This window comes from Streptomyces sp. NPDC048606 (assembly GCF_040650855.1).
GTDB lineage: Bacteria > Actinomycetota > Actinomycetes > Streptomycetales > Streptomycetaceae > Streptomyces.
On sequence record NZ_JBEZIB010000004.1, the window covers coordinates 1 to 22,805 of the forward strand.

Sequence of the window (22,805 nt, forward strand, 5' to 3'; positions counted from 1 at the left end):
CACAACCTCGCCCTCGCCGGATAGGCCTACGGGCGGTACAGCAGCCCACTATCCCCGAGGCAACTCAAAGATCATTTACGGGACAACCCTTAGCGGCGAGACGCGCAAACTCTTGGACTTATGGCCGGTCTGTCGAGAGCCTGGGGCCATGGAGAACACGACGCACCGCAGGCCGACGGCGGAGACCAAGGCGGCGACCAGGACGGCGATCAAGGCGGCGATCGCTGCCGAGCGCAGGGAGTTGGCGGCCGTGCTGGACGGTTTGTCGAGCGAGCAGTGGAACGCGCCGACCCTGTGCGGCGGATGGCGGGTGAGGGAGGTCGCGGCCCACATGTCCCTCGGGTTCCGGTACACGCGCTCCAGGATCGCGCGGGAACTGATCGCGGCGCGCGGCAGTCTCCACCGGATGACCGACCGGTGCGCCCGCAGGGACGCGGCCGGCCATTCGACGCGTGAGCTCGCCGCGTTCCTGGCCGACAACGCGGACCACCCCTGGAAGCCCCCGGTCGGCGGGATCGCGGCGGCCCTGGGCCACGACGTGATCCACGGCCTGGACATCACGGTCGCCCTGGGCCTGGACCGCCGCGTCCCCGAGGACCGCCTGCGCATCCTCCTGGAGGGGGTCGACGCCAGGACCGTCAGGTTCTTCGGGGCCGACCTGGACGGCACAGCCCTGCGCGCCGACGACCTCGACTGGTCCTTCGGCACCGGAACACCCCTGTCCGGAGCCGCGCAGGACCTCCTCCTCGTCGCCTACGGCCGACGGCTCCCCGCGGGCCACCTCCGCGGCGCCCAGCGCGACCGCTACCTCGCCGCCCGGGCCTGATCCGGGCCCCCGCCGCTCCCCGGCGCCGTGGCTGGGGTACGTTCCTGCCGAGTTCGGTTTCGGGCCTCGGCCGGGCGCCGACACGGTCCGATGGGCAGGTCCGCGCCGGACTGATTCCGGGGAGGGGATCTTGACCCGCAAGAAGAAGATGAACTCCGACGCGAAGGCGCTGAGAGAGGAACTGTACGAATTCCTCCGCATCCTTGCCCTCGTGGACGCGGATTGGGTGCGGGTCGGCCCGGGGGTGATTCTCGGCGGAGCCGCCGGCAGCCCCTTCTCGGCAACCGCCTCCATCGACATGGGGCGCTATCCCAAGGTCACCTTCGCCTTCAGCAGTCAGGGAAACGGTGAGGCGTTGCGCGCCGTCGAAACCGCTCTGCGCGAGAACCCTTGGAGCGGCACCGGCCTCCACGTGTCTGGCCGTCAGATCATCGTGACCAGCGAAGAACCGATCCGCTGGGTGGCTCACGGGCACTCGCCCGATGCGCGTCAGGCCTCCTGCACCCGAGCGGCGGATTGGATCCGGTACGTCCACACGACTCTGTCCCCGCTCCTCGGGCCCGCACTCGGCAATCCCAGCCCTCGTGGGGAAAGGGCGAAGGCAGCACCCGTATCCACCGCCGGGACGCCCGCTCTCCCCAAGCAGCAACCGGCCTGCCCGGTCTGCGGGAAGGCCCTGCCCTCCGGCAGGGCACGGCATCAACAGTGCGAGCAGGGTTTGCGAGGGCGCTCCGTAGCGGAGCAGTCCGCAGCGCGCCCCGCCGGCGTCGCACTCGTCCAAGGCAGTGGGCGGTACCGCGAGTTGGTCGCCCGCATCGAGCAGCGGCCGGATTCCACCTCGGGTCGGCGGAACGAACGGACCGTGAACCTTCCCCACAGGTTGAGTTCAGCGCGCGAGGCCGTGCTGCTCCGCTGCGAGGGCCGTTGCGAGAATCCTGGTTGTACCGGACAGCCCACCGACGTCACGGAGCAGGGCGCCGCGATCCTGGAAGTCGATCATGTCCACCCCCTGGCGGAGGGGGGCCGTGACCATCCGGAACAGATGGTTGCGCTCTGCCCGAACTGCCACGCCATGAAGACGCGGGGCTCCCGGCGCGAGCAACTGCGGCGGCAACTCGTCGACGTGGCTCGTGCCGCCCACCGGCGATGGACGGTATGAGCGTGACCGCGTGAGGTGCCGGGCTCTCGGCCCCGGCAGGCCCGGTGGGGGTCGGGCTCGGGTGGGGGTGGCCGTGGGGAGGGTGCCGCAGTGTCACGTACCTCGCCTCGAGTGGGCATTTTTGAGCGTGTTCAAATATGGTGTGATCGTCGGTTCGGACGTCTGGTGTGTGGGGTGAGGACTGTGGTGATGCGTACGGGGTCCAGGCGGGGGAGGACGGGCGGGCGTTGGCTCGGCGCCCTGCTGGTCGCCTCCGCCGCGTTCACCTCCGGGTGCGCGGCGTTCGTGGTGGACCCCGCCCAACTGCCGGGCGTGTACCGCAACGAGAAGACCGGCGGGGAGGTCCGGCTCGGCTCCGACGGAACGTTCTCCGCCACCGACGTCACGCCGTACCGGAACTCCGGGCCCACCGACTTCAGCGGGAATTGGGAGTACATGGAGAGCACCACGATGAGCGACTTCGTCTACCTGAACATCGAGGACGATGGGCTCGGGAGGATCGGCGGCATCCAGCTCTACGTCCCCTGGCGGGGCGAGGTCGAGTTCCGGGATCCGGACGAGCCGCCGGCCATGGTGCTCAAGAAGGTCCCCGCGCCGTAGGCGCCGCCCCGCCCGGAGGTGCCCGAGCGGGCGGGGCGTACGGCGGGCGGCGTCCCGCGTAGCCTGGGCCGCCGACGACGACTTTCACGACGACTCCGACCGGAGTCGGGTAAGGAGCACCGCTGTGCCCCTCGTTTCCGTGGTGATGCCGGTGTACAACGCGGCGGCCACGCTCGGGCCCGCCGTACGGTCGGTGCTCGCGCAGACCCACACCGACGTCGAACTGCTCATCACGGACGACGGTTCCACGGACGGTTCGATGGATCTGCTGAGGGAGTTCGCAGGCCGGGACGAGCGGGTCCTGCCGGAGGCGGCGGCCCGGCAGGGCGGCGCCGCGCGCGCCCGCAACCTGGCCATCGAGCGGGCCCGGGGTGACTACGTCGCCTTCCTGGACAGCGACGACATGTGGCTGCCGACGAAGCTGGAGAAGCAGATCGCCTTCGCGGCGACGGCCGGGACGCCCCTCACGTTCACCTCGTACTACAAGATGGACGCCCTGTACGAGGGCGAGGCCGCCGACTTCGTGCCCAACGGGCGCGTGGTGTGGGCGCCGGAGCGCGTGGACTACCGCGCGATGCTGGTCCAGGACCACATCGGCGCCCTGACCGCCATGTACGACCGCCGGGTGGTCGGGACGAGGCTGATGCCGGACATGCCGAAGCGGCAGGACTACGCGCTCTGGCTGTCGATCATGCGGGACGGGACCGTCGCGCGGGCCCTGCGGGAACCGCTGGCCGTGTACCGGGCGCAGCGGCCCGGCTCGCTCTCGTCGAACAAGCTGTCGCTGATCCCGTACAACTGGAACCTCTACCGCCGGCACGAGCACCTCTCGGTGTTCCGGTCGGCCCGGGCCCTGGGCGGGGCGGCCTGGCACTCGGTGCGGAAGTCGCGGATCTAGACGAGGGGCCGTCGGACCCGTGCCGGCGAGGGTTCGGCGCGTGACGCTCAGCCGTCCCGGCCCTGCCAGGTGGTCACGCAGGCCTCGTTGCCCTCCGCGTCGGCGAGCACCCAGAACGCGGGGGCGCGGGTCGCGGACACCAGTCGCCCTCCGGCCGCCAGCGCGGCCTCGATCCGCCGGGGCGCCTCGTCGTGGGGAACGCAGACGTCGAAGTGGATGCGGTTGCGCTGGGGGCGTGCCCGATCCATCCGCTGGAACCAGATCGCCGGGCCCTGCCCGACGGGGTCGACCAACGCGTCCTGCGGTCCCTCGGCGCCCGGCTCGTCGGCGTAGCCCAGCACCGCCTTCCAGAACGGCCGGATCCCGGCGATGTCCAGGGCGTCGATCGCGATCTCCAGGATCTGGACCGATCGAGGCGCCCCCGTGCCGACCTCGGGCCGCGTCATCGCCGTCCCGGCCTCCTCGACGGCGGCGGAGATCCGCCGCGCGAGCTCGACGTCCCGGGTGGTCACCGTCGCGTGGTCCAGGGACTGCAGGGTGAGCACGAGGAGCTCGGGCCGGGCGTCGACCCGGAGGTGGCGATCGGCGTCGTCGCCGCACACCGCGACGGCGTCCGCCGCCAGGGCGATCGCCCGGGCCAACGATTCGACCGGGACCGACGTGCGCAAGGTGCCCAACAGGTAGCGCCAGCCGTGGTCGTGGACCGCCTCGGACGCCTCCCGTCGACTCAGTGCTCGTTCCATGCCCGCATCCTCGCAGCCGGCCGCCACGCTCCGTCGGCCACTCTCCACGGCCCCGGGCCCGGCCGCGCGGCCCTCGGCGGGCCGGCCGGCCACGACGGGGCCCCGGGACGGGGGGCGTCCCGGGGCCGGTAGTCGACGTCACCGCAAGGGGGGGAGCGGTCGTGCACTGACGCGACGATACGGATAAACGATTCATCGGCCCTTCGGTCACGCCCTCCCGACGCCGACATCCCGGCGGTCGGGCCCCGCCGTTCAGCCCTTGGGGGTCAGCGGCTGCTCCGCGAAGGTCACACCCGCCAGGCCGTGGGCCATGAGGTTGCGGATGTTGCCGTGGTCGGTGTCGTTCGGCGTCGCCAGCACACCGCGGTAGTACTCGCCGAACGCCAGCAGCGCCTCCTCGTCGCTCAACCCCTCCAGCAGGGCCAGGCCCAGCGTCTTGCAGGAACCCTCGTTCGTGCCCGCGGCGTTCTCCAGCTCACCGTTGCGGAACGCCTGCGGCCGGTACTCGTAGTGCGCGGCGACGAAGGCCAGGGTGTCGGCGAACGCGTGCTCGCCCGACGCGAGGCTCGCCCGCAGCGAGTTCAGATCGGTCATGTCGGCTCCCCAGGGTTGGACGGACGGCCGATCGCCGTCCGTGACCGGACGACGATACCCCCCGCGCGGGCCCCGGCAGGTATCGCGCCACATGCCGGAACGAGCGGCATCTTCGCAGGTCACAGCATGCGACCACGCGACCGGCCGGGTCGGGCGGGGGCGTTGTCAGTGCCGGGCCGCATGATGACCTTCATGACCGAAAACAGTGCCCTCCTCACTCCCGCCGCCTACGTCGAGGCCGTGACCACCGCCGTCGCGGCGTCGGCCGCGTACTACGGCGACGGAACCACCCCGCTCGGCGACGACGAGTACGACGGGCTGCTGCGCGCCATCGCGGCCTACGAGGAGACCCACCCGGACGAGGTGCTCGCCGAGTCGCCGACCGGGAAGGTGGCCGGCGGGGCCGTGCAGGGCGACGTACCGCACTCGGTGCCGATGCTCTCCCTCGACAACGTCTTCGACGCCGACGAGCTCGCCGAATGGGCCGCCGGACTGGAACGCCGCCTCGGGCACCCCGTGGCCGGCTGGTGCGTGGAGCCGAAGCTCGACGGCCTCGCGGTGGCCGCCCGCTACCGGGCCGGTCGCCTCGTCCAGCTCCTCACCCGTGGCGACGGACTGGCCGGCGAGGACATCACCCACGCCGCCGACGCCGTCCTCGGTCTGCCGCCCGTCCTCACCGAGCCGATCGACGTCGAGCTGCGCGGCGAGGTGCTGCTGACGACCGCGCAGTTCGAGGAGGCCAACCGGATCCGGCTCGCCCACGAGGCCACGCCCTTCGCGCACCCGCGCAGCGGAGCGGCCGGCACCCTGCGGGCCAAGGACCGCCCCTACCGGATCGAGTTGACCCTCTTCGCCTACAGCGCGATCGGCCTGGACGACCTCGGCCACGTCGCCCTGCTGGAGAAGCTGGCCGCGCTCGGCGCGAACACCGCCGCCACCACGGCCGCCGCACCGATGCGGTGCGAGACCGTGGAGCAGGTACAGGAACGCATCGACGTGATCGCCGGCCTGCGCGGGGACCTGCCGTTCGGGATCGACGGGGTCGTCGTCAAGGCCGACACGGCCGAGGACCAGAGGCAGGCCGGCAACGGCTCGCGCGCCCCGAGGTGGGCGGTCGCCCGCAAACTGGCTGCCGAACACAAGGTGACGCGCCTGCTGGCGGTGGAATGGAACGTCGGCCGGACCGGGATCATCGCCCCGCGCGCCGTCCTGGAGCCCGTGGTCATCGACGGCGTGACGGTCACGTACGCCACGCTCCACAACCCGTCCGACATCACCCGTCGCGGGCTCATGATCGGCGACCAGGTGTTCGTGTACCGCGCCGGCGACGTGATCCCCCGGGTCGAGGCACCGCTGGTCGACCAGCGCACCGGCGCCGAGAGCCCGATCCTCTTCCCCGAGGCCTGCCCCCGCTGCGGCGACGCGATCGACACCAGCGAGCAGCGGTGGCGGTGCGTGCGCGGCCGGAGCTGCCAGGCGGTGGCCTCGGTGATCTACGCGGCCGGCCGCGACCAGCTCGACATCGAGGGCCTCGGCGGCACCCGCGCCGTCCAGCTCGTGGAGGCCGGCCTGGTCAAGGACGTCGCCGACCTGTTCACCCTGACCCGCGAGCAACTCCTCGGCCTGGAACGGATGGGCGAGACCAGCGCCACCAACCTCCTCGCCGCCATCGAGACCGCCCGCGGGGCCGCGCTGAGCCGCGTGTTCTGCGCCCTCGGCGTCCGCGGCACCGGACGTACGATGTCCCGCCGGATCGCCGCGCACTTCGGCTCGATGGCCGCGATCCGGGCCGCCGACGCGGACACCCTGGCCGGGGTCGACGGCATCGGCTCCGAGAAGGCCCGCGTCATCGCGGCCGAACTCCTCGAACTCGCCCCGCTCCTCGACAGACTCCAGGCCCAGCGCGTCGGCATCCAGGTCACCGAGCCGCAGAAGCCCGCCCCGGCCGCGACCGACGCCGAAGGCACGGACGGCGCGGAGGGCGCGGAGGGCGCCGACGGCGGACGGGCCCCGGCGGGCGGCCCGCTGGCCGGGCAGGCCGTCGTGGTGACCGGCTCCATGACCGGCCCCCTCGCGGTCCTGTCCCGCAACGAGATGAACGAGCTGATCGAGCGCGCCGGCGGAAAGGCGTCCTCGTCGGTGTCCAAGCGCACCACCCTGGTGGTGGCGGGCGAGAAGGCCGGCTCCAAGCGCGCCAAGGCCGAGGAACTGGGCATCCGCATCCTCGACCCGGAGGAGTTCGCCGCCCTCGTCGCCGATCTCCTGCCCACCACGTAGGCGCAGGGCCCCCGTCCGGCCATCGGGCCCCTCCGCCGGGGCCCGGTCCGGGCGGCGGGAGCCGGCACGATGATCCGATGCACGAATCCCCGTACGCGGCGTGGCTGCGCGGCATCGCCCTCAACCCGGCAGCGCCCTCCGACGTGTTGGTGCGCCTGCTGGGCCCCGAGGCCGGCCCGGCCGCACTGCTGATGTGCGAGGGACGCGACCTTCCGGACGAGGTCGTCGACGTCGCCCTCCGCCATCCCGCGCGAGCCGTCCGCCGCGCGCTCGCCGGCAACCGGTACGTCGACCCCTCGCGGCTCGCGCCCCTGGCGAGCGACCCGTCCGGGATCGTCCGCGGGCGGCTCGCCGGCGGCCCCCGCCCCCGCCCCCGACGGGTCCGACCCCTGCCGGACGACATCCTCGTCACCCTCCTGACCGCCCGGGACGGGGGCGAGGACCGCATGCTCACCGAGCACGAGATCGCCCAGGAACTCGACTTCTCCCGCCAGATCCCCGCCTCCTTCCACCGCTCCATGGCCGACCACGAGCACCCCCGGCTCCGCGTCCGCGCCACCTGGAACTGGCGGTCGCTCACCCCCGCACAGCGCGAGGCCCTGCTCGACGACCCCGACCCCGCCGTACGCGAAGCGGCCCGGGAGAGCGTGTGGGAGCTGGACCCGGAAGGGGTGGAGGCCAAGCTGCCCTCCTTCGGCGCGCACGGCAGGTCGCACGTGCTCGGCGCGTACCCCCTGTCTCGCGCCGTCGTCGAGCAGTGCCTGGCCGCCGACGAGGTGTACCCGCTGACCTGGAACCGGCACACGCCGGCCGACGCGCTCGCCCGGCTCGCCCGCCATCCCGAGGCCGGGGTCCGCGCGAGGGTCGCCGCCCGGCCCGACCTGGCACCGGACCTGGTGGCGAGGCTGGAGGAGGACCCGGACGCGTCCGTGCGGAGGCGCGCGCGTCTGCACCCCTTCCCCCGCACCTGGGCGGAGTACCGGGCGATCGAACGGATCATCGGGCACGGTCTGGACTGCACCTGCCCGATCACGGAACCGTTCGCAGGCCCGGACCCGGACCCGGACCCGGAACGGCTCACCGAGCCTTCGCCCGCGTGGTTCGCCGCCTGCGCGGTGTCGATGGAGCCGGTCCTGCGCCGGGTGGCGGCGGCCTGGCCCGGCCTGCCCGAAGAGCTCGTCGGCACGCTCGCGCACGACGAGGACGAGGAGGTACGGATCCGCCTCGCCTGCCACCACCCCCTCGCCCCGCCGCAGCTCCTCCTGGACGTGTTCGTCACCCGCCCGGCGCACCGCCCGCACCTGCTGACGCTGCCCGCGTTCCCCCGTACCGGACGCGTCCACCTCCTCGATCACCCGGACCCCGAGGTGCGCGCGCTGGCCGCGGCCGATCCGGCCCTGTCCCGGCCCCCGGTGGAGGACCCCGACGCGTCGGTGTCCAGGGCCGCCGCCGCCCATCCGAACCTGACGCCGGAATCCCTGGACACCCTCCTCGCCCGCCCTGGTGCCGCGGAGGGCGCGGCCGCCAACCCCTCCCTCCCCGCCGCCCGCATGCACGCGCTCCTCGACCTCTGCCCGGACGGCGTCGCGCCCCCCGCTCCCGGTTACGGCGCGGGGTGTCGGACGGGCACGTGAGTGGTGGACGGCGTGAGGCAGCCGTGGGCGCACAGTTGGCCGCAGGCGCCGCCTCGGAGCGTGAGGTCGGCCAGCGATCGCCAGGTGGGAAGCGCGGTGAGGGCGAGCAGGCCGGAGTCCCGGACCGTCGCGCCGGTGGTGTCCGTGGTGGCGGTGTTCATGGTGCCTCCTTCGGAGGATCGGATCGGGCTCCCTCCAGGACACCACCCGGTGGCCACGTCGGCTGTCCTGCGTGTGGACGATCGGCCGGAGGACGTCCGGGGGCCGCGCTCCCGGGGCTCGGCCGCTCCCCGCGCGCGGCCCCGGCCGGCTACGCGGGGGCGGTGGGGGCCGCGGGCTCGTAGGTGAGGACCACGACGCCGGAGTCCATGGGCGTGGTGCCGGTGTGCCGCAGGCGCCGCAGTGAGCCCTGCGCGCCCGTGGTGCCGGCGCCGCCACCGGCCCCGGTGCCCGCGATGACCGGGTGCACCCAGAAGTGGACTTCGTCGAGGAGGTCGTGCGTCAGCAGGTTCTCGGCGACGGGCCCGAAGCCGTACAGGAGGATGTCCCCGCCCGGCCGCTCCTTGAGCCGCGCGATCTCCTCGGCGGCGCGGTCCCGGGGGATGATCGTGGTGTCGCCCCAGTCGCCGCCCTCCAGGGTGTCGGAGACCACGTACTTGGCGATCTCGTTCATGCGGTCCGCGAACGCGTCCGCCCCGGCGCGCTCCGACCACGCGGCGGCGAAGTTCACGTACGTCTCGCGGCCCATCAGCAACGCGTCGGCGGCGAACAGCAGTCGGTGCGCGTAGCGCTCCAGGTCATCGCTCCAGTACTCGAAGGACCACTGGTCGATCCGCTCGGTGTCGCCGTCGAGGGAGACGTACGTGGAGTTGACGGTCTTTCGCATGGCGTTGCGGCTCCTCACCATCGGACGGAGCCCGGGCGCCGTGCCCGGGCTCCGTACCCATCGCTTCGTTGAGGAGAGACGGTACGTATCGTTTCGTGGATCGGCAATGAACCCGGGGCGCCGCGGCGGCTCCATCGCAGCTCAGCGCCCGGAAATCGGCGCAATGGGCCTGCGCCTCAACGCAACGACGGCCCGGGCGGCGTCGGGGTGCCTCACGGGCGGGAGTTGAGCTCCCCGACGACGGAGGCGGGGGTGTGGCCGCTGCCGTCGGACAGGCGGTGGAAGTCGACGGAGACGAAGTTCGGGTCGCGCCCGCCGCTCGCCGTGCGGCACTGCCCCGCGACGCGGTCGCGCAGCTTGGCGCCGTTGTCGAGGGCGGCGGTGAGCACGGTGGGCACGTTGCGGTGGTGGCTCATCGTGAACAGCCTCCGGAATCCGGGCTCCTGTCGGTCCAGGGGCACGTCGGGCCAGCGGGTGACGCACGCGAGGTCGTTGCCCAGGTCGCCGAGGCTCCAGTAGTTGCTGACCGTCCAGGACCTGTCGTACATGACGCCCAGGTGTTCGCGGTCGGACCGGTCCGAGAAGACGAGCAGGCGTCGGCCGGTGGTGACGAGGTCGGCCACCTTCGGCCAGCCCCGCTGCCGGACGTCCCACTGGTCCGGCCGGAACAGCAGCCCGTCGAGCCCGCGGACCTTGCCCAGGGACCGCCGGAGTTGCTCGGCGTCGACGTAGTCCTCCAGGAAGACGGTCACCACCTCCTGCGGATGGGCGGCCAGGAAGTCCACCACGGTCTGCAGGGTGCCGTGGAAGGACTGCCTCGGCAGCGCGTACGTCGCCCCGGCGAATGTCTTGCAGTCGCCGTGGCACAGGTACACGTCGCTCGGGTAGCAGTCGCTGCCGAAGCTGATGACGCACAGCCAGGTGCTGCGCTCGTACCAGTGCGTGTCCAGGCTCAGGCCGCGGACGCCGCCTTCGAGCTGGGCGCGCACCGACTCGGACTGGTTGACCGAACTCCAGCGGGAGTCCTCGTAGTTGGTGAAGGAGTTGTGGGTGGTGAGGAAGGAGACCTCGTCGAGGCGGCGCTCGCCCCAGCGTGCGGTGGTCTCGGCCGTCGGCGGGGCGGCGGGGGAGGGGGCGGGGGGCGTGGCCGCGGCGGCGCCCGGTGCGCCGAGGAGGGTCAACAGGAGGAGGCAGAGCAGGAGTCGCAGGCCGGCTCTTCGCGCCGGTGAGGTGCGGTTACGTCCGCGCCCCGCGCCCCTGGAGGGCGTGTTCATGTCAATCATGGCGGGGAGGGTAGCGCGCGCCGGGGGCGGGCGCCTCCCCGCGGACGGCATCGGCCGAATCCCGCCGTCGGACTCCCCGAAGCCGTAGGGCTCCCCGGCCTCCCCGGATTCCCCAAAGGAAACTCTGCAAAAAGAGTTTTGGAAACCTTCCCGGGCGTCCTAACCTCCCTCCATGGCCGGAGAAGAACACACACGGGTCCTCGACCCCGAGCGCGATGCCGCGGCCCTGAAGGCCCTCACGCATCCCCTGCGCATCAAGCTCCTCGGACTCCTGCGCGAGGACGGCCCGGCGACCGCGAGCGAACTCGCCGTCAGGACCGCGGAGTCCTCCGCCTCCACGAGCTACCACCTGCGGGTCCTGGCCAGGTACGCGTTCGTCGCCGAGGCCGAGCACCGCGACGGACGGGAGCGCCGCTGGCGGGCGGTGCACGCCACGACCTCCTGGAGCAACAGCGCGATGGAGGCCTCCCCCGACAGCCGGGTCCGGGCCTTCGTCAACTTCACCCGCGGGGCCCAGGTCGAGCACCTGCGCGCGTCGCTGCTGCGGCACGAGGCGGACACCGCCGCAGGGCGGCTGGACCCGAGCTGGCGGGAACCGGCCGGGATCAGCGACCTGATGCCCCGCCTCACCCCCGAGTCGCTCACCGAACTCTGGGACACGATCGAGCGGAAGCTGGAGGAACTGACCCGACGGGACGAGGACGATCCCCGCGCCGCGCGAGTGGTGTTCGTCGCCGCCGGACTGCCGCTCGCCCCCCACGACCCCGACGAGCGGGCCGACGGGCAGGCCGACGCGCGGGCCGGCGCCCAGGCCGACGAGCGGCCCGACGTCCACCCCGACCAGCCGGTTCCGTACGCCCCCGACCCGTCGCGGACGGACACCGGGGCGGCGCCGTGACCAGGCCGCCGGGTCCTCTCACCGCACGACGCCGCTACGCGACCGCCTGCGCCCTCTACTGGCTCCCCCTGGGCCTGGCCGTCACCCCCCTCGTCCTCCTCTTCACCGAACGCGGCATCCCCCTCCCCGCCATCGCCGGCTTCTTCGTCGCCCACTCCCTCACCGCGGCCGCCCTGGAACTGCCCACCGGCGGCCTCTCCGACGTGGTCGGCCGTCGCCCCGTCCTGGCGGCGGCCGGACTGTTGAACCTGGCCGCCTTCACCCTCCAGGGCCTGGGCACCGCACCCTGGGTCCTCACCCTCGGCATGGCCCTCATGGGCGCCGCACGCGCCCTGTCCAGCGGGCCCACCGAGGCCTGGTACGTCGACACCGTCCAGGCACACTCCGGCCCCGACGCCGACCTGCGCACCGGACTCGCCCGCGGGGACGCCGCCTCCTCCGCCGCGCTCGCCGCCGGAACCCTCCTCGGCGGCGCCCTCCCCTGGCTGCTCGCCCGCGTCCCCGACCTGGCCGCCGGCCCCGGCCGGGAGGCGTCGGGCCCGGTGATCCCGCTCGCCGTCCCGCCCCTGGCGGCCGCCGTGATCGAGATCGCCTTCGTGCTCTACGTCCTCACGGCCCTGCCCGAGCCGCCCCGGCCACCCCGCCCGCCCGGCACACAGCGCTCCCTCCTGCGCGGCATCCCCGCCACCGTCGCCGAGGGACTGCGCCTCGGCGGACGCGACGTCCTCGTCCGCCGCGTGCTGTTCGGCGCGGCGGCCGCCGGCAGCGCCCTGGCCACGATCGAACTGCTGACACCCGGCCGGGCCGCGGCGCTCACGGGCGCACCGGAATCGGGGGCGATGCTCTTCGCCGCACTCGCCTGCGCCGGCTTCGTCTGCTCGGCCGTCGGGAGCCAACTCGCGCCGCGCGCCGCCCGTCTCGCGGGCGGCGGCGAGCGCGCGGTCCTGCTGGGCCTCGGCGTCGCCGCGGGCGGCCTGCTCCTGCTCGCCGTAGGCGCGGGCACCGACCTCACGGGCCCCGTCCCCTCGCTCCTCGCGGCCGGTGGCTACGGCCTGGTGTACCTCGGTCTCGGTACGGCGGGCCCCAACGAGAACGACCTCCTGCACCGCCGGGTCCCCGCCGCGGGGCGCGCCACCGCCCTGTCCGTCCAGTCGCTCGCCCTGCAACTGACCGGCGCGCTCAGCGGGATGGCCGCCGGAAGCATGACGCCGGGTCCCCTGCCGTGGCTGCCGGCCCTCGCCGCGCTGGTCGCCGCGGCGTTCCTGTGGGGGATCCGCCGGAGCGGGACCGTCCCCGCCGACCCGGACGGGCCCGCCCCGCAACGGAGCGCGGATCAGCGGCGGTTGAGGGTGACGGACGGCGGGACGCCGTAGGCCTGCCGGTAGAGCGCCGAGAAGCGACCCGGGTGCGAGAACCCCCACCGCGCGGCGACCTGGGCCACCGTCACCGGGCCCGGCTCCGCCGAGGAGAGGTCCGCGTGGGCGCAGGCCAGCCGCGCCGTGCGCAGACAGGCCAGCGGCGTCGTCCCTGCGTGCCGGGCGAAGGCGTACTGGACGGCCCGTGGGGTGACCTTGGCCGCCCGCGCGATGTCCGCGATGCCGATCGCCCGGTCGGCGTTCTCCTCGATGAACCGCACCGCGCGTTGCCACGTCCCCGCGTGCGCGGACCTCGTCTCCGTGAGCGAGAGCTCCTCCTCGCCCGCGCGACGGGGGAAGGAGTCCAGGACGATCGCCGCCAGGTGCTCCGCGGCGGTCCGCATCACCAGCGCGCTGTCCCAGGCCTCCGAACCCGGCGACTCCGCCATGGAACCCAGGTAGGAGACGGCCATGGAGAGACGGTCCTCGGCGGCGCGGGAGACCGCGCGGAATCCGCTCACGGGGCAGGGGGAGTCCTCCTCGGTCCCCGCCACCCGGTGGAGGACGGAGGGATGGAGGAGGACGGCCGTGTAACCGGACTGCGCGGCGCGGCCCCGGTAGGGCTGCCCGGGCAGGCTGGGGATCATCACGTTCCCCGGCCCGCAGGTGTCCGCCGCACCGGATTCCCGCAGGACCGTGACCGTTCCCCGACGGATGCTCAGCACGCAGAGGTGGTCGAGGGGTTCCGCGTCGAACGAGAAGCCGTACCGGAAGTCGAGCTGGTCCACACTGATTCGGGGGGACACCCTTCGGACGATGGCGGTCGCGGGATCCACGACCTCACCGGAGACCCGCACGGGGGCGTAGTGGGCCGACATGAACTCCTCCGCGGCCTCAAGGCTTCGGCTCTCGAAGCACACCCTTCTCAACCAAGTCTCCGTTTCGGTCCCGGGCGGCGAAGCGGACCTCGGGGCTCGGCCTCGGGGGCTCGGCCCTCGGGATCGCCGCAGGCAGATTCTGGCCGAGACACCGGAGCGTCACCGACGGCCGACGCGGTGGCGGCCCGGATGCCGTGGGACACCGGGACGGAAAACGAAGGGGCCGGCACGCGAGCGGCCCGCTGCCGCCGCTCGCCGTGTCCACGCGATGCTCCGGACGGGGGAATCGACGCCCCGTGGAAGGACACATCGCGAAGGTCCCCCCATCGGACGAGCGTCCGACGGGCGACGGGAGTCGCTCCGGTGCCGTTCGTACATGGGACCCGCCTTCGTGGAACGTGAAGCGTGAATTGCGGTCCGGTTTCGGACCGCGGGTCATTCCCGACCGCCCGGATGAATAGGGCCAAGTCGATTCCCCACTCATTCGCTCACTTGCCCCCGCCGTTTCCGTCGAGCGGCACAATCGAGATGACATGACGACGGGGAATTGGTTTTTCGAGGCCCTTCCGGCCGACTCGGGGGCTTCACCAGAACCGCAGGGTCGTCGCCGGATCGACCCCGTACGCGGCCCGGTACGCGGCGGCGAACCGGCCCGGGTTGGAGAACCCCCACCGGGCGGCGATCCGCCTGACCGATTCGCCCCCGCCGGGCTGCGCGGCCTTGAGGTCGGAGTGGGCGCGTGCCAGACGGACGCGGCGCAGGTACCCGTACGGCGAACAGTCCCCGTGGCGGGAGAACGCGTACTGGAGTGCCCGCGGGGTGACCCGCGCGGCGCGGGCGATGTCGCCGAGCCCCACCTCGCGATGGGCGTTCTCCTCGATGAACCGCACCGCCCGCTCCAACGCCGCGCGGTTGCCGTCCCGCGTGTCGGTCAGGGCCGGCTCCGCCTCCACGACGTCGTTGGGGAACGCCGTCAGCAAGGCGTGGGCCAGGACCTGGCCCGCCGAAGCGACCAGCAACGGCGACTGCCGGGCGAGGGGATTGGCGAGCACACCGTCCCGCAGGTAGAGCAGCGCCGCCCGGACGAGCTGCGCGGCGGCGGGCGAATGCGGTCGGTGCGCGGTGAAGCGCACGCCCCTGTCGACCTCGGCGGCGCCGGCCGGAGCGGTGTTCCGCAGCAGTACGGGGTCCAGGATGGTTCCCGTCGTCTCCATGCTCCTGACCGTGCCCGAGCAGGGGCCCGAGGTGGGGGGTAGGAAGGCGACGTCGCCTCCGCAGTACGTCTCCCTCCTCGATCCGCTTCGGTACGTGACCGTCCCGGAGTGGATCAACGCGGTCAGCACGCCGTCCATCGTGTCGAAGTCGAACGAGAACGAGCACGCGTACCGGGCCTCGTCGAGGACCAGGACCCCGGAACTGACGCGCGAGATGCGCGTCGCCGGGCCCGAATCCGAACCCTCCCGGGACTCCAGGCGGGCCCGGGGGAATCCCGCGCGGGCGAGGAAGTCCTCGATGTCGCCGTCGGAGTGCGAGATGAGCTGTTCCACGTCTACCTGACCTCGACCTGACCCGTCCCGACCCGGTGTGCCGGTGTTCCGGGTGTCCTGCGGTGTGTGCGCCAGAGCGTCGCGGCGGGCCTGGTGGCTACGGGCCGGTACGCGCCCGCGTTCACCCGATCGGGTTCCTGCGGACCGGGGCCGGATATCCGTTGGACTTCGTATTCCGTCCCTCCTTCTCGTTTTCCTCATTTCGTCCGTCCCGTTTGTTCCGTCATTTTCTTCGGGCTCTCGGCGAAGGGTTTCGTTTTCTGTACAGCGCTTGTTTCCGGCGGCCGATGGTCCGTTGTTGGCCGATCGAATGCTTCTACAGGCGTGTCGAGGGTCGGATTGCCCGTTTTTCTGTATGAATCTTCCCGACTCGTACGGTCATGGCCGCGGTCATGGCCGCGGACCGCGGAGCGCCGGCACCAGCCGCTGACCCGCGCGAAGGACGCGAGTAGACGCGAGAAGAGGAGACATGTCCCGAAGGCAGATGTACGCAGTGATGGTGGTCGCGTTCGTCACCGGAACGATGGCCGCCCCGATGGCTCCCGCGTTCGCCGATGCCGCGACCATGCGGTTCGACCAGCCGTACGTGCCGCTCATCCAGCCCGGCCAATCGGGCCAGGCCACCATCGTCGGAACGAACGGAGCGGGAGCCGCTCCCGTCTCGGCGTTCCGCGTGACGGCACCCGACCAGACGACGTTCTCCGCGAACCAGTACTACGTCGACGGCGTGGTCGGCTCCATGCCGTGCGCGCTGTCGAACGCCAACCGGCTGCTGACGTGCACCGCTCCGGTCGGCAACGAACCCGCCTTCCCGGCGAACGCGCGCACCCGACTGTCGGTACCGCTGACGGTCGACGCCGGCGCCCCGAGCGGGGTGACGCTGGAGAACGGCGCATGGGCCATTGACTCCGGATACCCGGACTCGCCGGTGTCCTTCGCGGTGGCGACCCCGGTACCGGGTCCCCCTGGCCCGCCGGGCGCGGACGGTGCGCCGGGCTCGAAGGGCGACCCGGGCGAGCCCGGCGACAAGGGCAGCCCGGGCGACCCGGGCCTGCCGGGCAACGACGGCGCCCCCGGCCCTGCCGGGACGGACGGCACCCCGGGCCTGCCGGGCCTGCCCGGCGAGAAGGGCGACGACGGCGTCCCCGGCATGACCGGTCCGCCCGGGGTGACCGGGGCGCCCGGCCCCGTGGGCCCGCCCGGCAACGACGGCGCCCCCGGCCCGGCGGGGACGGACGGCACGCCCGGCGCGCCGGGCAAGGACGGCCTACCGGGTCAGAAGGGCGACCAAGGCGCGCCCGGCGTACCGGGCGCGGACGGCACGAACGGCGCCCCCGGCCTGAACGGTTCCCCCGGCCAGGACGGTGTGCCCGGTACGAACGGCGCCCCCGGCCAGGACGGCGCCCCGGGCCCGGCGGGGACGGACGGCGCGCCCGGCATGCCCGGCGCCCCGGGCCCGGTCGGACAGCCCGGCAGTGACGGCGCCCCCGGCCCCGCGGGAACGGACGGCGAGCCCGGCATCCCCGGCAAGGACGGCCTGCCGGGGCAGCAGGGCACCCCGGGCGCGACGGGAGCGCCCGGCACCCCGGGCGCCACCGGGGCCCCCGGCCCGGCCGGCCCCAAGGGCGAGCCCGGAACCTGCGACTGCTCGAAGGACCACCACGGCGGCAAGGGCAAGGTGGTCTCGAAGCACCCGCTCACCATCCGGTCCGGTCCCTCCACCGGGCACAGGTCGCTCGGCAGCCTCCAGCCGAGCACCATGGTCGCCCTCCAGTGCAAGGCGAAGGGCGAGAAGGTCGGCGACAACGCCCTCTGGTACCGGCTCGCCGGCAACCGCGGCTGGGTACCCGCCAGGTACGTCGTGGACAAGTCCCCCGTCCCGTACTGCTCCAAGCCCGGCCCGGCCTGACCCACTCGGTCTGACCGGCCCGGCCTGACCCCCGAACAGCGGGGTGGTCCGCCACGGACGCACACCGTGGCGGACCACCCCGCGGACCCACCCCCCAACCCCCTTCAGGCAGGACCCGCATGACGACGCAGACGGCAGCCGACGCCGGCGCCATCCCCACCGCCACCCCCACCCCCCTCACCGTCCCGGAACCCGCCGCGGAACCCCGCCGAGGGTCGGCGGTGCACCGGGACGCCGTATGGAGACTGCCGACCACGGTCTGCCGCATCACCGACCTGCTCGGCGCCCGGGCCTCCGGCCGCCTCCTCGACCGGGCCATCGACACCGCCGCCGGCGCCATGACGGCCTCCACCATCCGGGACGGGGACGTGGTGCCCACCTTCCGCCGGTCCCGCTCGGACGGCACCTTCACCGCACCCGAACTGCTCGCCGCCATCAACGAGGTGCTGCCCTGGGTGGAACAGTCCCTCGGCGTCTCCTGCCCGAACAGCGAGATCTCGTACGGCCTGAACGTGCACAACGACGGCGACTTCTACCGCGCCCACCAGGACGTGGGCACCCTAGACTTCGCCTCCAGGCGCCTGCTCACCTTCGTGTACTACCTGCACCGCACGCCCCGCCCCTTCGAGGGCGGCGCGCTGCGCGTGTACGACGGGGCCACCTCACTGCACCCCGACGGACGGCCCCTGACCTGGGAGGACCGGGCCTGGCAGGACTGGGGGCCGGACCACGACAGCATCGTGTTCTTCCGGCCCGACCGGTGGCACGAGGTCCGCACCGTCAGCTGCCCCAGCAAGGAGACCGGGGACAGCCGCTTCGCCGTCAACGGTTGGCTCTGCCGGCCCGGTTCGGCCGCCTGACGGGCAATCGGTCCGAAGGGGACGGAACCGTCGCAACCGGGTCGAGCGTCATGATCGGCAAGGTTTCGAAGGAAGAGGAAGAGGGAGAAGGAGCGTGCCCATGCGTCCCACCCGCCGCCGTGCCGTCCTGACCGCACTCGGCGCGGGGGCCGGCGCCGTGCTCACGGCCGCCGCCCCCGCCCCCGCCTCGTCGCACCCGCCGCGGTCCCCGGCGCCCACCGCGGGCGCGGTCGCCCGGGCCCTGGACGACCTGGAACGCGAACACGGCGCGCGCCTCGGGGCGTACGCCCTGGACACCGGTACCGGCCGGGCCGTCGCCCACCGGGCGGACGAACCCTTCCCCGTGTGCTCGGTGTTCAAGACGCTCGCCGCCGCGGCGGTGCTGCGCGACCTCGACCACGACGGCTCGACCCTGGCCCGCCGCATCCGCTATACCCGGGCGGACACCGACCGTTCGGGCCACGCCCCGTGGACGGGACGGCCGGAGAACCTCGCGAACGGTCTGACGATCGGCGAGCTCTGCCGGGTCGCCATCACGCACAGCGACAACGCCGCGGCCAACCTGCTGCTGCGCGAACTGGGCGGCCCCTCCGCCGTCACCCGCTTCGCCCGTTCCCTCGGCGACCGCGTCACGCGCCTGGACCGCTGGGAGCCCGAACTGAACAGTGCCGAACCGGACCGCGAGACCGACGTCACCAGCCCCCGTGCCATCGGCCGCACGTACGCCAGGCTGGTCCTGGGCGACGCCCTGGACCGCCCGGACCGCGCCCTGCTGACGCAATGGCTGTGCGCGAACACGACGAGCGGCAAGAGGTTCAGGGCGGGGCTGCCCGGCGAGTGGCGGCTGGGGGACAAGACGGGCGGCGGCTCCTTCGGCACGAACAACGACGCGGGCGTCGCGTGGCGACCGCACGGCGCCCCGCTGGTCCTGGTGGTCCTCACGACCAAGCCCGCGCGGGACGCACCGGCCGACGACGCCCTGGTGGCCCGCGCGGCCGGCGTACTGGCCGCCGCCTTCGCCGGGTAAAGGTCGCAGGTTCTTGCCCGATCCTCCCGCCGGCAACGGCCTCCCGCCGGACACGTGCTCGGATGGGGACGTGCCCCCGGATCCCCCGGGGCGACACCCCTTCACAGACACGAAGAAGGACGAAGAAGTTGAGTGATCAGGTGCTGTCCCGTCCGCTCCGCCCGCTGCCGCACGACTTCCACCCGCCGGTGCCCGGGTTGTCGGTGACCAGCGCCGACCTGACCGACGGCGGTACCCTCCCGGACGCCCACGTGTACGCGAAGGGCAACTCCTCGCCGCAGATCCGCTGGTCACCCGGCCCGGAGGGCACCGCCGGCTACGCGGTCACCTGCTACGACCCGGACGCCCCGACCGGCAGCGGGTTCTGGCACTGGACGGTCTTCGACATCCCGGCGGACGTCACCGAGCTGCCGGCCGGCGCCGGCACCGGGGCCTTCGAGGGGCTGCCCGCCGGCGCCGTGCAGGTGCGCAACGACTACGGCACCAGGGACTTCGGCGGGGCGGCCCCGCCGGCAGGGGACGGCCCGCACCGGTACGTGTTCACGGTGTACGCCGTCGACCGGGAGGAGCTGGGCCCCGACGCGGACGCCTCGCCGGCCCTGGTCGGCTTCCACCTGCGCTTCCACGCCATCGCCCGCGGCGCCCTGACCGCCCGCTACGAGGAGCCGGCCACCGGGGCGTAGCCGCCCGGCGCGCGGGGACTCGCCCGATCTCCGCAGGTTCTTGCACGATCCTGCTCCCGGCTGCGGGGATCGTGCCCGCCGCGTGGTGGGATGGGGGCATGTCCCTCCACGAGCTCCGCGAGCTGCTGGGCCGCCACGCGCGGCCCGACCTGAGCACGGCCATCGACGGCGTCCGGATCTGCCGGGCCGAACCGGGCGCCGAGCCGGAGTACGCGATGTCCGGCGTGATGCTCGCGGTCATCGCCCAGGGCGCCAAGCGGCTCGCGCTCGGAGACAGGGTGTACGAGTACGGCGTCGGCCAGTACCTCGTCGCCTCGGCCGACCTGCCGGTGGTCGGACGCATCGCCCAGGGGCCCGAACTCGGCTTCGGCATGACCCTGGAGCCGGCCGTCATCGCGGAACTGATGCTGCGGGCGGGACCGGGCGACCTGCCGCCCCCGACCCGGTCGCTCCGGCCCGGGATCACGGTCAGTGACGCGCCGGCGGAGCTGATCGACGCGATCGTGCGACTGCTGCGCCTGCTGGACCGGCCGCGCGACCGCCGGGTGCTGGTCCCCCTGGTCAAGCGGGAGATCCTGTGGCTGCTGATGACGGGGGAGCAGGGCGAGGCCGTACGCCAACTCGGCCTGCCGGAAAGCGGCTTGACCCACATCACCCGGGCCGTGGACTGGATCCGCGACCACTACGCCGAGGCCTTCCGGGTCGAGGACCTGGCCCGGTCCTTCGGGATGAGCGTCTCCGCGTTCCACCGCAACTTCCAGTCGGTCACCGCGATGAGCCCGATCCAGTTCCAGAAGCAGATCCGCCTCCAGGCGGCCAGGCTGCAGCTGGCCCGGCGTTCGAACGACGTGACCGCGGTCGCCTCCAGCGTGGGGTACGACAGCCCTTCGCAGTTCAGCCGGGAGTACAAACGGCAGTTCGGCGCGCCGCCGCGCACGGACGCGGCGCGCATGCGGGCGCGTACCCACGACGCGGCGGTCGCGACGGCCTGACCGGTCTGGCCGGTCCGGCCGGTCCGGCCGGTCCGATCGCCGTGCGGTCAGCCGGCGTTCAGCGGGCGGTGCGTCCGTCCTCCGCCTCGCGCGCCGGGACGAGGTACAGCTCGTCCACGTAGCACCACGCCCAGTCCTCGCCCTCCCCGGCGGAGCGGGCCAGCGGATGGCCCGTCTCATCGGCGTGGGCCCAGGCGTGCTTGCCGCGCGAACTGTCGCAGCAGCCCGTGTGCCCGCAGCCCAGGCAGACCAGCAGCCGCACCCACGGCCACCCCGCGGCGAGGCAGCGCCCGCATCCGTCCTCCCCGACTACGGGCGCCGCCTCCGCGACGTGGGGGCAGGTCCGGCCCTCGGGGCGCCCCGGGTCGGGGGCGACGACCCACCGCGCTGCGGCGTCCGCGTCGGTCATCGTCGGACGCCGTACCGGTCACGCGGGTCCATGACGCGCTCCTCGGGTGGTGTGGCCGGGATCCGGGCATCGGGATCCGCTAAGCCGGATCCGGGAACCCCAGGATGCGGATCCGTCCGGCACGGGCGCATCTCGCAGCGGTCGTGCAGCGGATGAGGCCCTCACCTGCCCGGACGGCTCCGCCGGGTCCGGTGTGCGACGTAGCCGGTCAGGCCGGCCAGGGCCAGGCAGAGGGGCGAGTACACGCTCAGGTCGCGCCGCCGGTACGCGGCGGGGGAGTTGCCGAGGGCGAGCCCCGAGTGGATCAGGCCCTGGGCGCCGCGGGCCGCGAGCACCCCGGCCAGGGTCCACACGCCGATCCGGTTCAGCTTCCGCGGTCCGACCACCGGGACCGTCCGCCCGGCGCTGAGGACCGTGTAGCCGGCCGCTCCCAGCGCCCCGGCGACCCCGAGGGTCAACGGGACCGAGGGCAGCCTGTCCTCCGTCACCCCCACGACGGTCTCGGCGAACTCGGCGGCCGAGCCGAGCGGCCAGGGCGTGAACACCCAGACGACGTGCAGTGCGCCCGCCGCGATCAGTCCGGTGGCGGCGGCGACGGCGGCGGCGCGCGTGACGCCGTCGGCCCCCGTCGCGTCGGTGTCGGCGTCAGTGTCGACGTCGATGTCGGTGTCGGTGTGCATGGTGAACCCCTTCCCCCAGGAATTATCCGTACAGCACTGTATGGATAATCCATACAGTAGCGTATGGAACATGGCCAAGGGGAGAGTGACCAGCGAGGACTGGACGATGGCGGCGCTGGCGGCGCTGGCCCGGGGTGGTGTCGCCGCCGTGGCGGTCGACGTGCTGGCCAAGGAGCTGGCCGTGACCCGGGGCAGCTTCTACTGGCACTTCAAGAACCGGGAGGCCCTCCTGGTGGCCGCCCTGGAGGCCTGGGAGCGACTGGCGACCGGGCAGATCATCGAGGACGTCGACGCCGAGCCCGACCCGCTGGTCAGGGCCCGGAAACTGTTCGCGCTGGCCCTCGGGGACGAGGAGATCGCCGGACTGGAGCCGGCGATCGTCGCCCAGGTCGACCACCCCACCGTCGCCGCGGTCCTCGACCGCGTGACGCGGACCCGCCTCGACTACCTGACCCGCGTCTTCGCCGACCTGGGCCTGCCCGACGCCGACGCCCGACGCCGCGCCCTCGCCGCGTACGCCGCCTACCTGGGCTGGATCGAACTCCGCCGGGCCGTACCGCGCGCCGCCCCGGAGACCCTGACGGACGGCGAGGGAGCCCGGGAGGCCCTCGACCACCTCGTCGAACTGCTGGTCGCCGGACTCCCGCACCACCCCACCGGCTGAGGC

The 22,805-nt window shown here is 73.4% G+C and carries 23 protein-coding genes; 14 read left to right on the top strand and 9 right to left on the bottom strand.

Annotation, left to right across the window (positions count from 1 at the left end; genetic code table 11):
• The first annotated feature begins 148 nt into the window (after positions 1-148).
• The 4 genes from AB0D01_RS05650 to AB0D01_RS05665 all read left to right on the top strand — a co-directional run bounded on the left by AB0D01_RS05650 (position 149) and on the right by AB0D01_RS05665 (position 3,483).
• A complete protein-coding gene (locus AB0D01_RS05650) occupies positions 149-826 on the top strand; it encodes a maleylpyruvate isomerase family mycothiol-dependent enzyme (protein ID WP_363053746.1) in 678 nt (225 codons plus the stop codon).
• A gap of 130 nt (positions 827-956) precedes the next feature.
• The gene (locus AB0D01_RS05655; protein ID WP_363053747.1) at positions 957-1,985 is read left to right on the top strand and encodes an HNH endonuclease signature motif containing protein; all 1,029 of its coding nucleotides are present in this window, start codon (positions 957-959) and stop codon (positions 1,983-1,985) included.
• 189 nt (positions 1,986-2,174) lie between these two features.
• Entirely contained in the window at positions 2,175-2,585 is a 411-nt protein-coding gene (locus AB0D01_RS05660; RefSeq protein ID WP_363053748.1) for a hypothetical protein, read from the top strand.
• A gap of 124 nt (positions 2,586-2,709) precedes the next feature.
• A complete protein-coding gene (locus tag AB0D01_RS05665) occupies positions 2,710-3,483 on the top strand; it encodes a glycosyltransferase family 2 protein (protein ID WP_363053749.1) in 774 nt (257 codons plus the stop codon).
• Between the two features lie 47 nt (positions 3,484-3,530).
• Here AB0D01_RS05665 and AB0D01_RS05670 read toward each other — a convergent pair whose 3' ends face one another.
• Positions 3,531-4,226: a VOC family protein gene (locus tag AB0D01_RS05670; RefSeq protein ID WP_363053750.1), complete on the bottom strand. Its 696-nt coding sequence runs from the start codon at positions 4,224-4,226 to the stop codon at positions 3,531-3,533.
• A 252-nt stretch (positions 4,227-4,478) separates the two neighbouring features.
• Positions 4,479-4,820, bottom strand: a complete 342-nt coding sequence (locus tag AB0D01_RS05675; RefSeq protein ID WP_363053751.1) for a HopJ type III effector protein — start codon at positions 4,818-4,820, stop codon at positions 4,479-4,481.
• Between the two features lie 183 nt (positions 4,821-5,003).
• Here AB0D01_RS05675 and ligA point away from each other — a divergent pair, with 183 nt between their 5' ends.
• Both ligA and AB0D01_RS05685 read left to right on the top strand, forming a co-directional pair.
• Positions 5,004-7,097, top strand: coding sequence for an NAD-dependent DNA ligase LigA (gene ligA / locus AB0D01_RS05680; protein ID WP_363054028.1), 2,094 nt, complete (start codon positions 5,004-5,006; stop codon positions 7,095-7,097).
• 77 nt (positions 7,098-7,174) lie between these two features.
• Complete coding sequence (locus AB0D01_RS05685; protein WP_363053752.1) at positions 7,175-8,731, top strand: hypothetical protein; 1,557 nt, start codon at positions 7,175-7,177, stop codon at positions 8,729-8,731.
• Here AB0D01_RS05685 and AB0D01_RS05690 read toward each other — a convergent pair.
• The 3 genes from AB0D01_RS05690 to AB0D01_RS05700 form a co-directional block, all read right to left on the bottom strand.
• A complete protein-coding gene (locus AB0D01_RS05690; RefSeq protein WP_363053753.1) occupies positions 8,701-8,892 on the bottom strand; it encodes a hypothetical protein in 192 nt (63 codons plus the stop codon). The two genes, AB0D01_RS05685 and AB0D01_RS05690, sit on opposite strands and share 31 nt — an antisense overlap.
• A gap of 149 nt (positions 8,893-9,041) precedes the next feature.
• On the bottom strand, positions 9,042-9,617 hold the full coding sequence (locus AB0D01_RS05695; RefSeq protein WP_363053754.1) for a dihydrofolate reductase family protein: 576 nt from the start codon (positions 9,615-9,617) through the stop codon (positions 9,042-9,044).
• Positions 9,618-9,829: 212 nt separating this feature from the next.
• Positions 9,830-10,900 (bottom strand): PI-PLC domain-containing protein, encoded by a 1,071-nt coding sequence (locus tag AB0D01_RS05700; protein WP_363053755.1) that lies wholly within the window; start codon positions 10,898-10,900, stop codon positions 9,830-9,832.
• A 172-nt stretch (positions 10,901-11,072) separates the two neighbouring features.
• Between AB0D01_RS05700 and AB0D01_RS05705 the strand changes: the two genes are divergently transcribed.
• Positions 11,073-11,798, top strand: coding sequence for a helix-turn-helix domain-containing protein (locus AB0D01_RS05705; RefSeq protein ID WP_363053756.1), 726 nt, complete (start codon positions 11,073-11,075; stop codon positions 11,796-11,798).
• Positions 11,795-13,171, top strand: coding sequence for an MFS transporter (locus AB0D01_RS05710; protein WP_363053757.1), 1,377 nt, complete (start codon positions 11,795-11,797; stop codon positions 13,169-13,171). Before AB0D01_RS05705 ends, AB0D01_RS05710 begins: the two co-directional genes overlap by 4 nt.
• Here the strand turns inward: AB0D01_RS05710 and AB0D01_RS05715 are convergent.
• Positions 13,132-14,031 (bottom strand): helix-turn-helix transcriptional regulator, encoded by a 900-nt coding sequence (locus AB0D01_RS05715; protein WP_363053758.1) that lies wholly within the window; start codon positions 14,029-14,031, stop codon positions 13,132-13,134. The genes AB0D01_RS05710 and AB0D01_RS05715 overlap by 40 nt on opposite strands.
• A gap of 584 nt (positions 14,032-14,615) precedes the next feature.
• On the bottom strand, positions 14,616-15,578 hold the full coding sequence (locus AB0D01_RS05720) for an AraC family transcriptional regulator (protein WP_363053759.1): 963 nt from the start codon (positions 15,576-15,578) through the stop codon (positions 14,616-14,618).
• A 469-nt stretch (positions 15,579-16,047) separates the two neighbouring features.
• Between AB0D01_RS05720 and AB0D01_RS05725 the strand changes: the two genes are divergently transcribed.
• The 5 genes from AB0D01_RS05725 to AB0D01_RS05745 all read left to right on the top strand — a co-directional run bounded on the left by AB0D01_RS05725 (position 16,048) and on the right by AB0D01_RS05745 (position 21,049).
• The gene (locus AB0D01_RS05725) at positions 16,048-17,487 is read left to right on the top strand and encodes a hypothetical protein (RefSeq protein WP_363053760.1); all 1,440 of its coding nucleotides are present in this window, start codon (positions 16,048-16,050) and stop codon (positions 17,485-17,487) included.
• Positions 17,488-17,606: 119 nt separating this feature from the next.
• Positions 17,607-18,347, top strand: coding sequence for a 2OG-Fe(II) oxygenase (locus AB0D01_RS05730; protein ID WP_363053761.1), 741 nt, complete (start codon positions 17,607-17,609; stop codon positions 18,345-18,347).
• Positions 18,348-18,447: 100 nt separating this feature from the next.
• On the top strand, positions 18,448-19,374 hold the full coding sequence (gene bla / locus AB0D01_RS05735) for a class A beta-lactamase (protein ID WP_363053762.1): 927 nt from the start codon (positions 18,448-18,450) through the stop codon (positions 19,372-19,374).
• A gap of 128 nt (positions 19,375-19,502) precedes the next feature.
• Complete coding sequence (locus tag AB0D01_RS05740; protein WP_363053763.1) at positions 19,503-20,057, top strand: YbhB/YbcL family Raf kinase inhibitor-like protein; 555 nt, start codon at positions 19,503-19,505, stop codon at positions 20,055-20,057.
• A gap of 98 nt (positions 20,058-20,155) precedes the next feature.
• Positions 20,156-21,049 (top strand): AraC family transcriptional regulator, encoded by an 894-nt coding sequence (locus AB0D01_RS05745; RefSeq protein ID WP_363053764.1) that lies wholly within the window; start codon positions 20,156-20,158, stop codon positions 21,047-21,049.
• Between the two features lie 58 nt (positions 21,050-21,107).
• On the opposite strand, the gene AB0D01_RS05750 is transcribed toward AB0D01_RS05745, so the two are convergent.
• Both AB0D01_RS05750 and AB0D01_RS05755 read right to left on the bottom strand, forming a co-directional pair.
• Positions 21,108-21,458, bottom strand: coding sequence for a UBP-type zinc finger domain-containing protein (locus tag AB0D01_RS05750; RefSeq protein WP_363053765.1), 351 nt, complete (start codon positions 21,456-21,458; stop codon positions 21,108-21,110).
• Between the two features lie 161 nt (positions 21,459-21,619).
• Positions 21,620-22,138: a DUF3995 domain-containing protein gene (locus AB0D01_RS05755; protein ID WP_363053766.1), complete on the bottom strand. Its 519-nt coding sequence runs from the start codon at positions 22,136-22,138 to the stop codon at positions 21,620-21,622.
• A gap of 70 nt (positions 22,139-22,208) precedes the next feature.
• Here AB0D01_RS05755 and AB0D01_RS05760 point away from each other — a divergent pair, with 70 nt between their 5' ends.
• Positions 22,209-22,802, top strand: coding sequence for a TetR/AcrR family transcriptional regulator (locus AB0D01_RS05760; RefSeq protein ID WP_363053767.1), 594 nt, complete (start codon positions 22,209-22,211; stop codon positions 22,800-22,802).
• Positions 22,803-22,805: the final 3 nt, after the last annotated feature.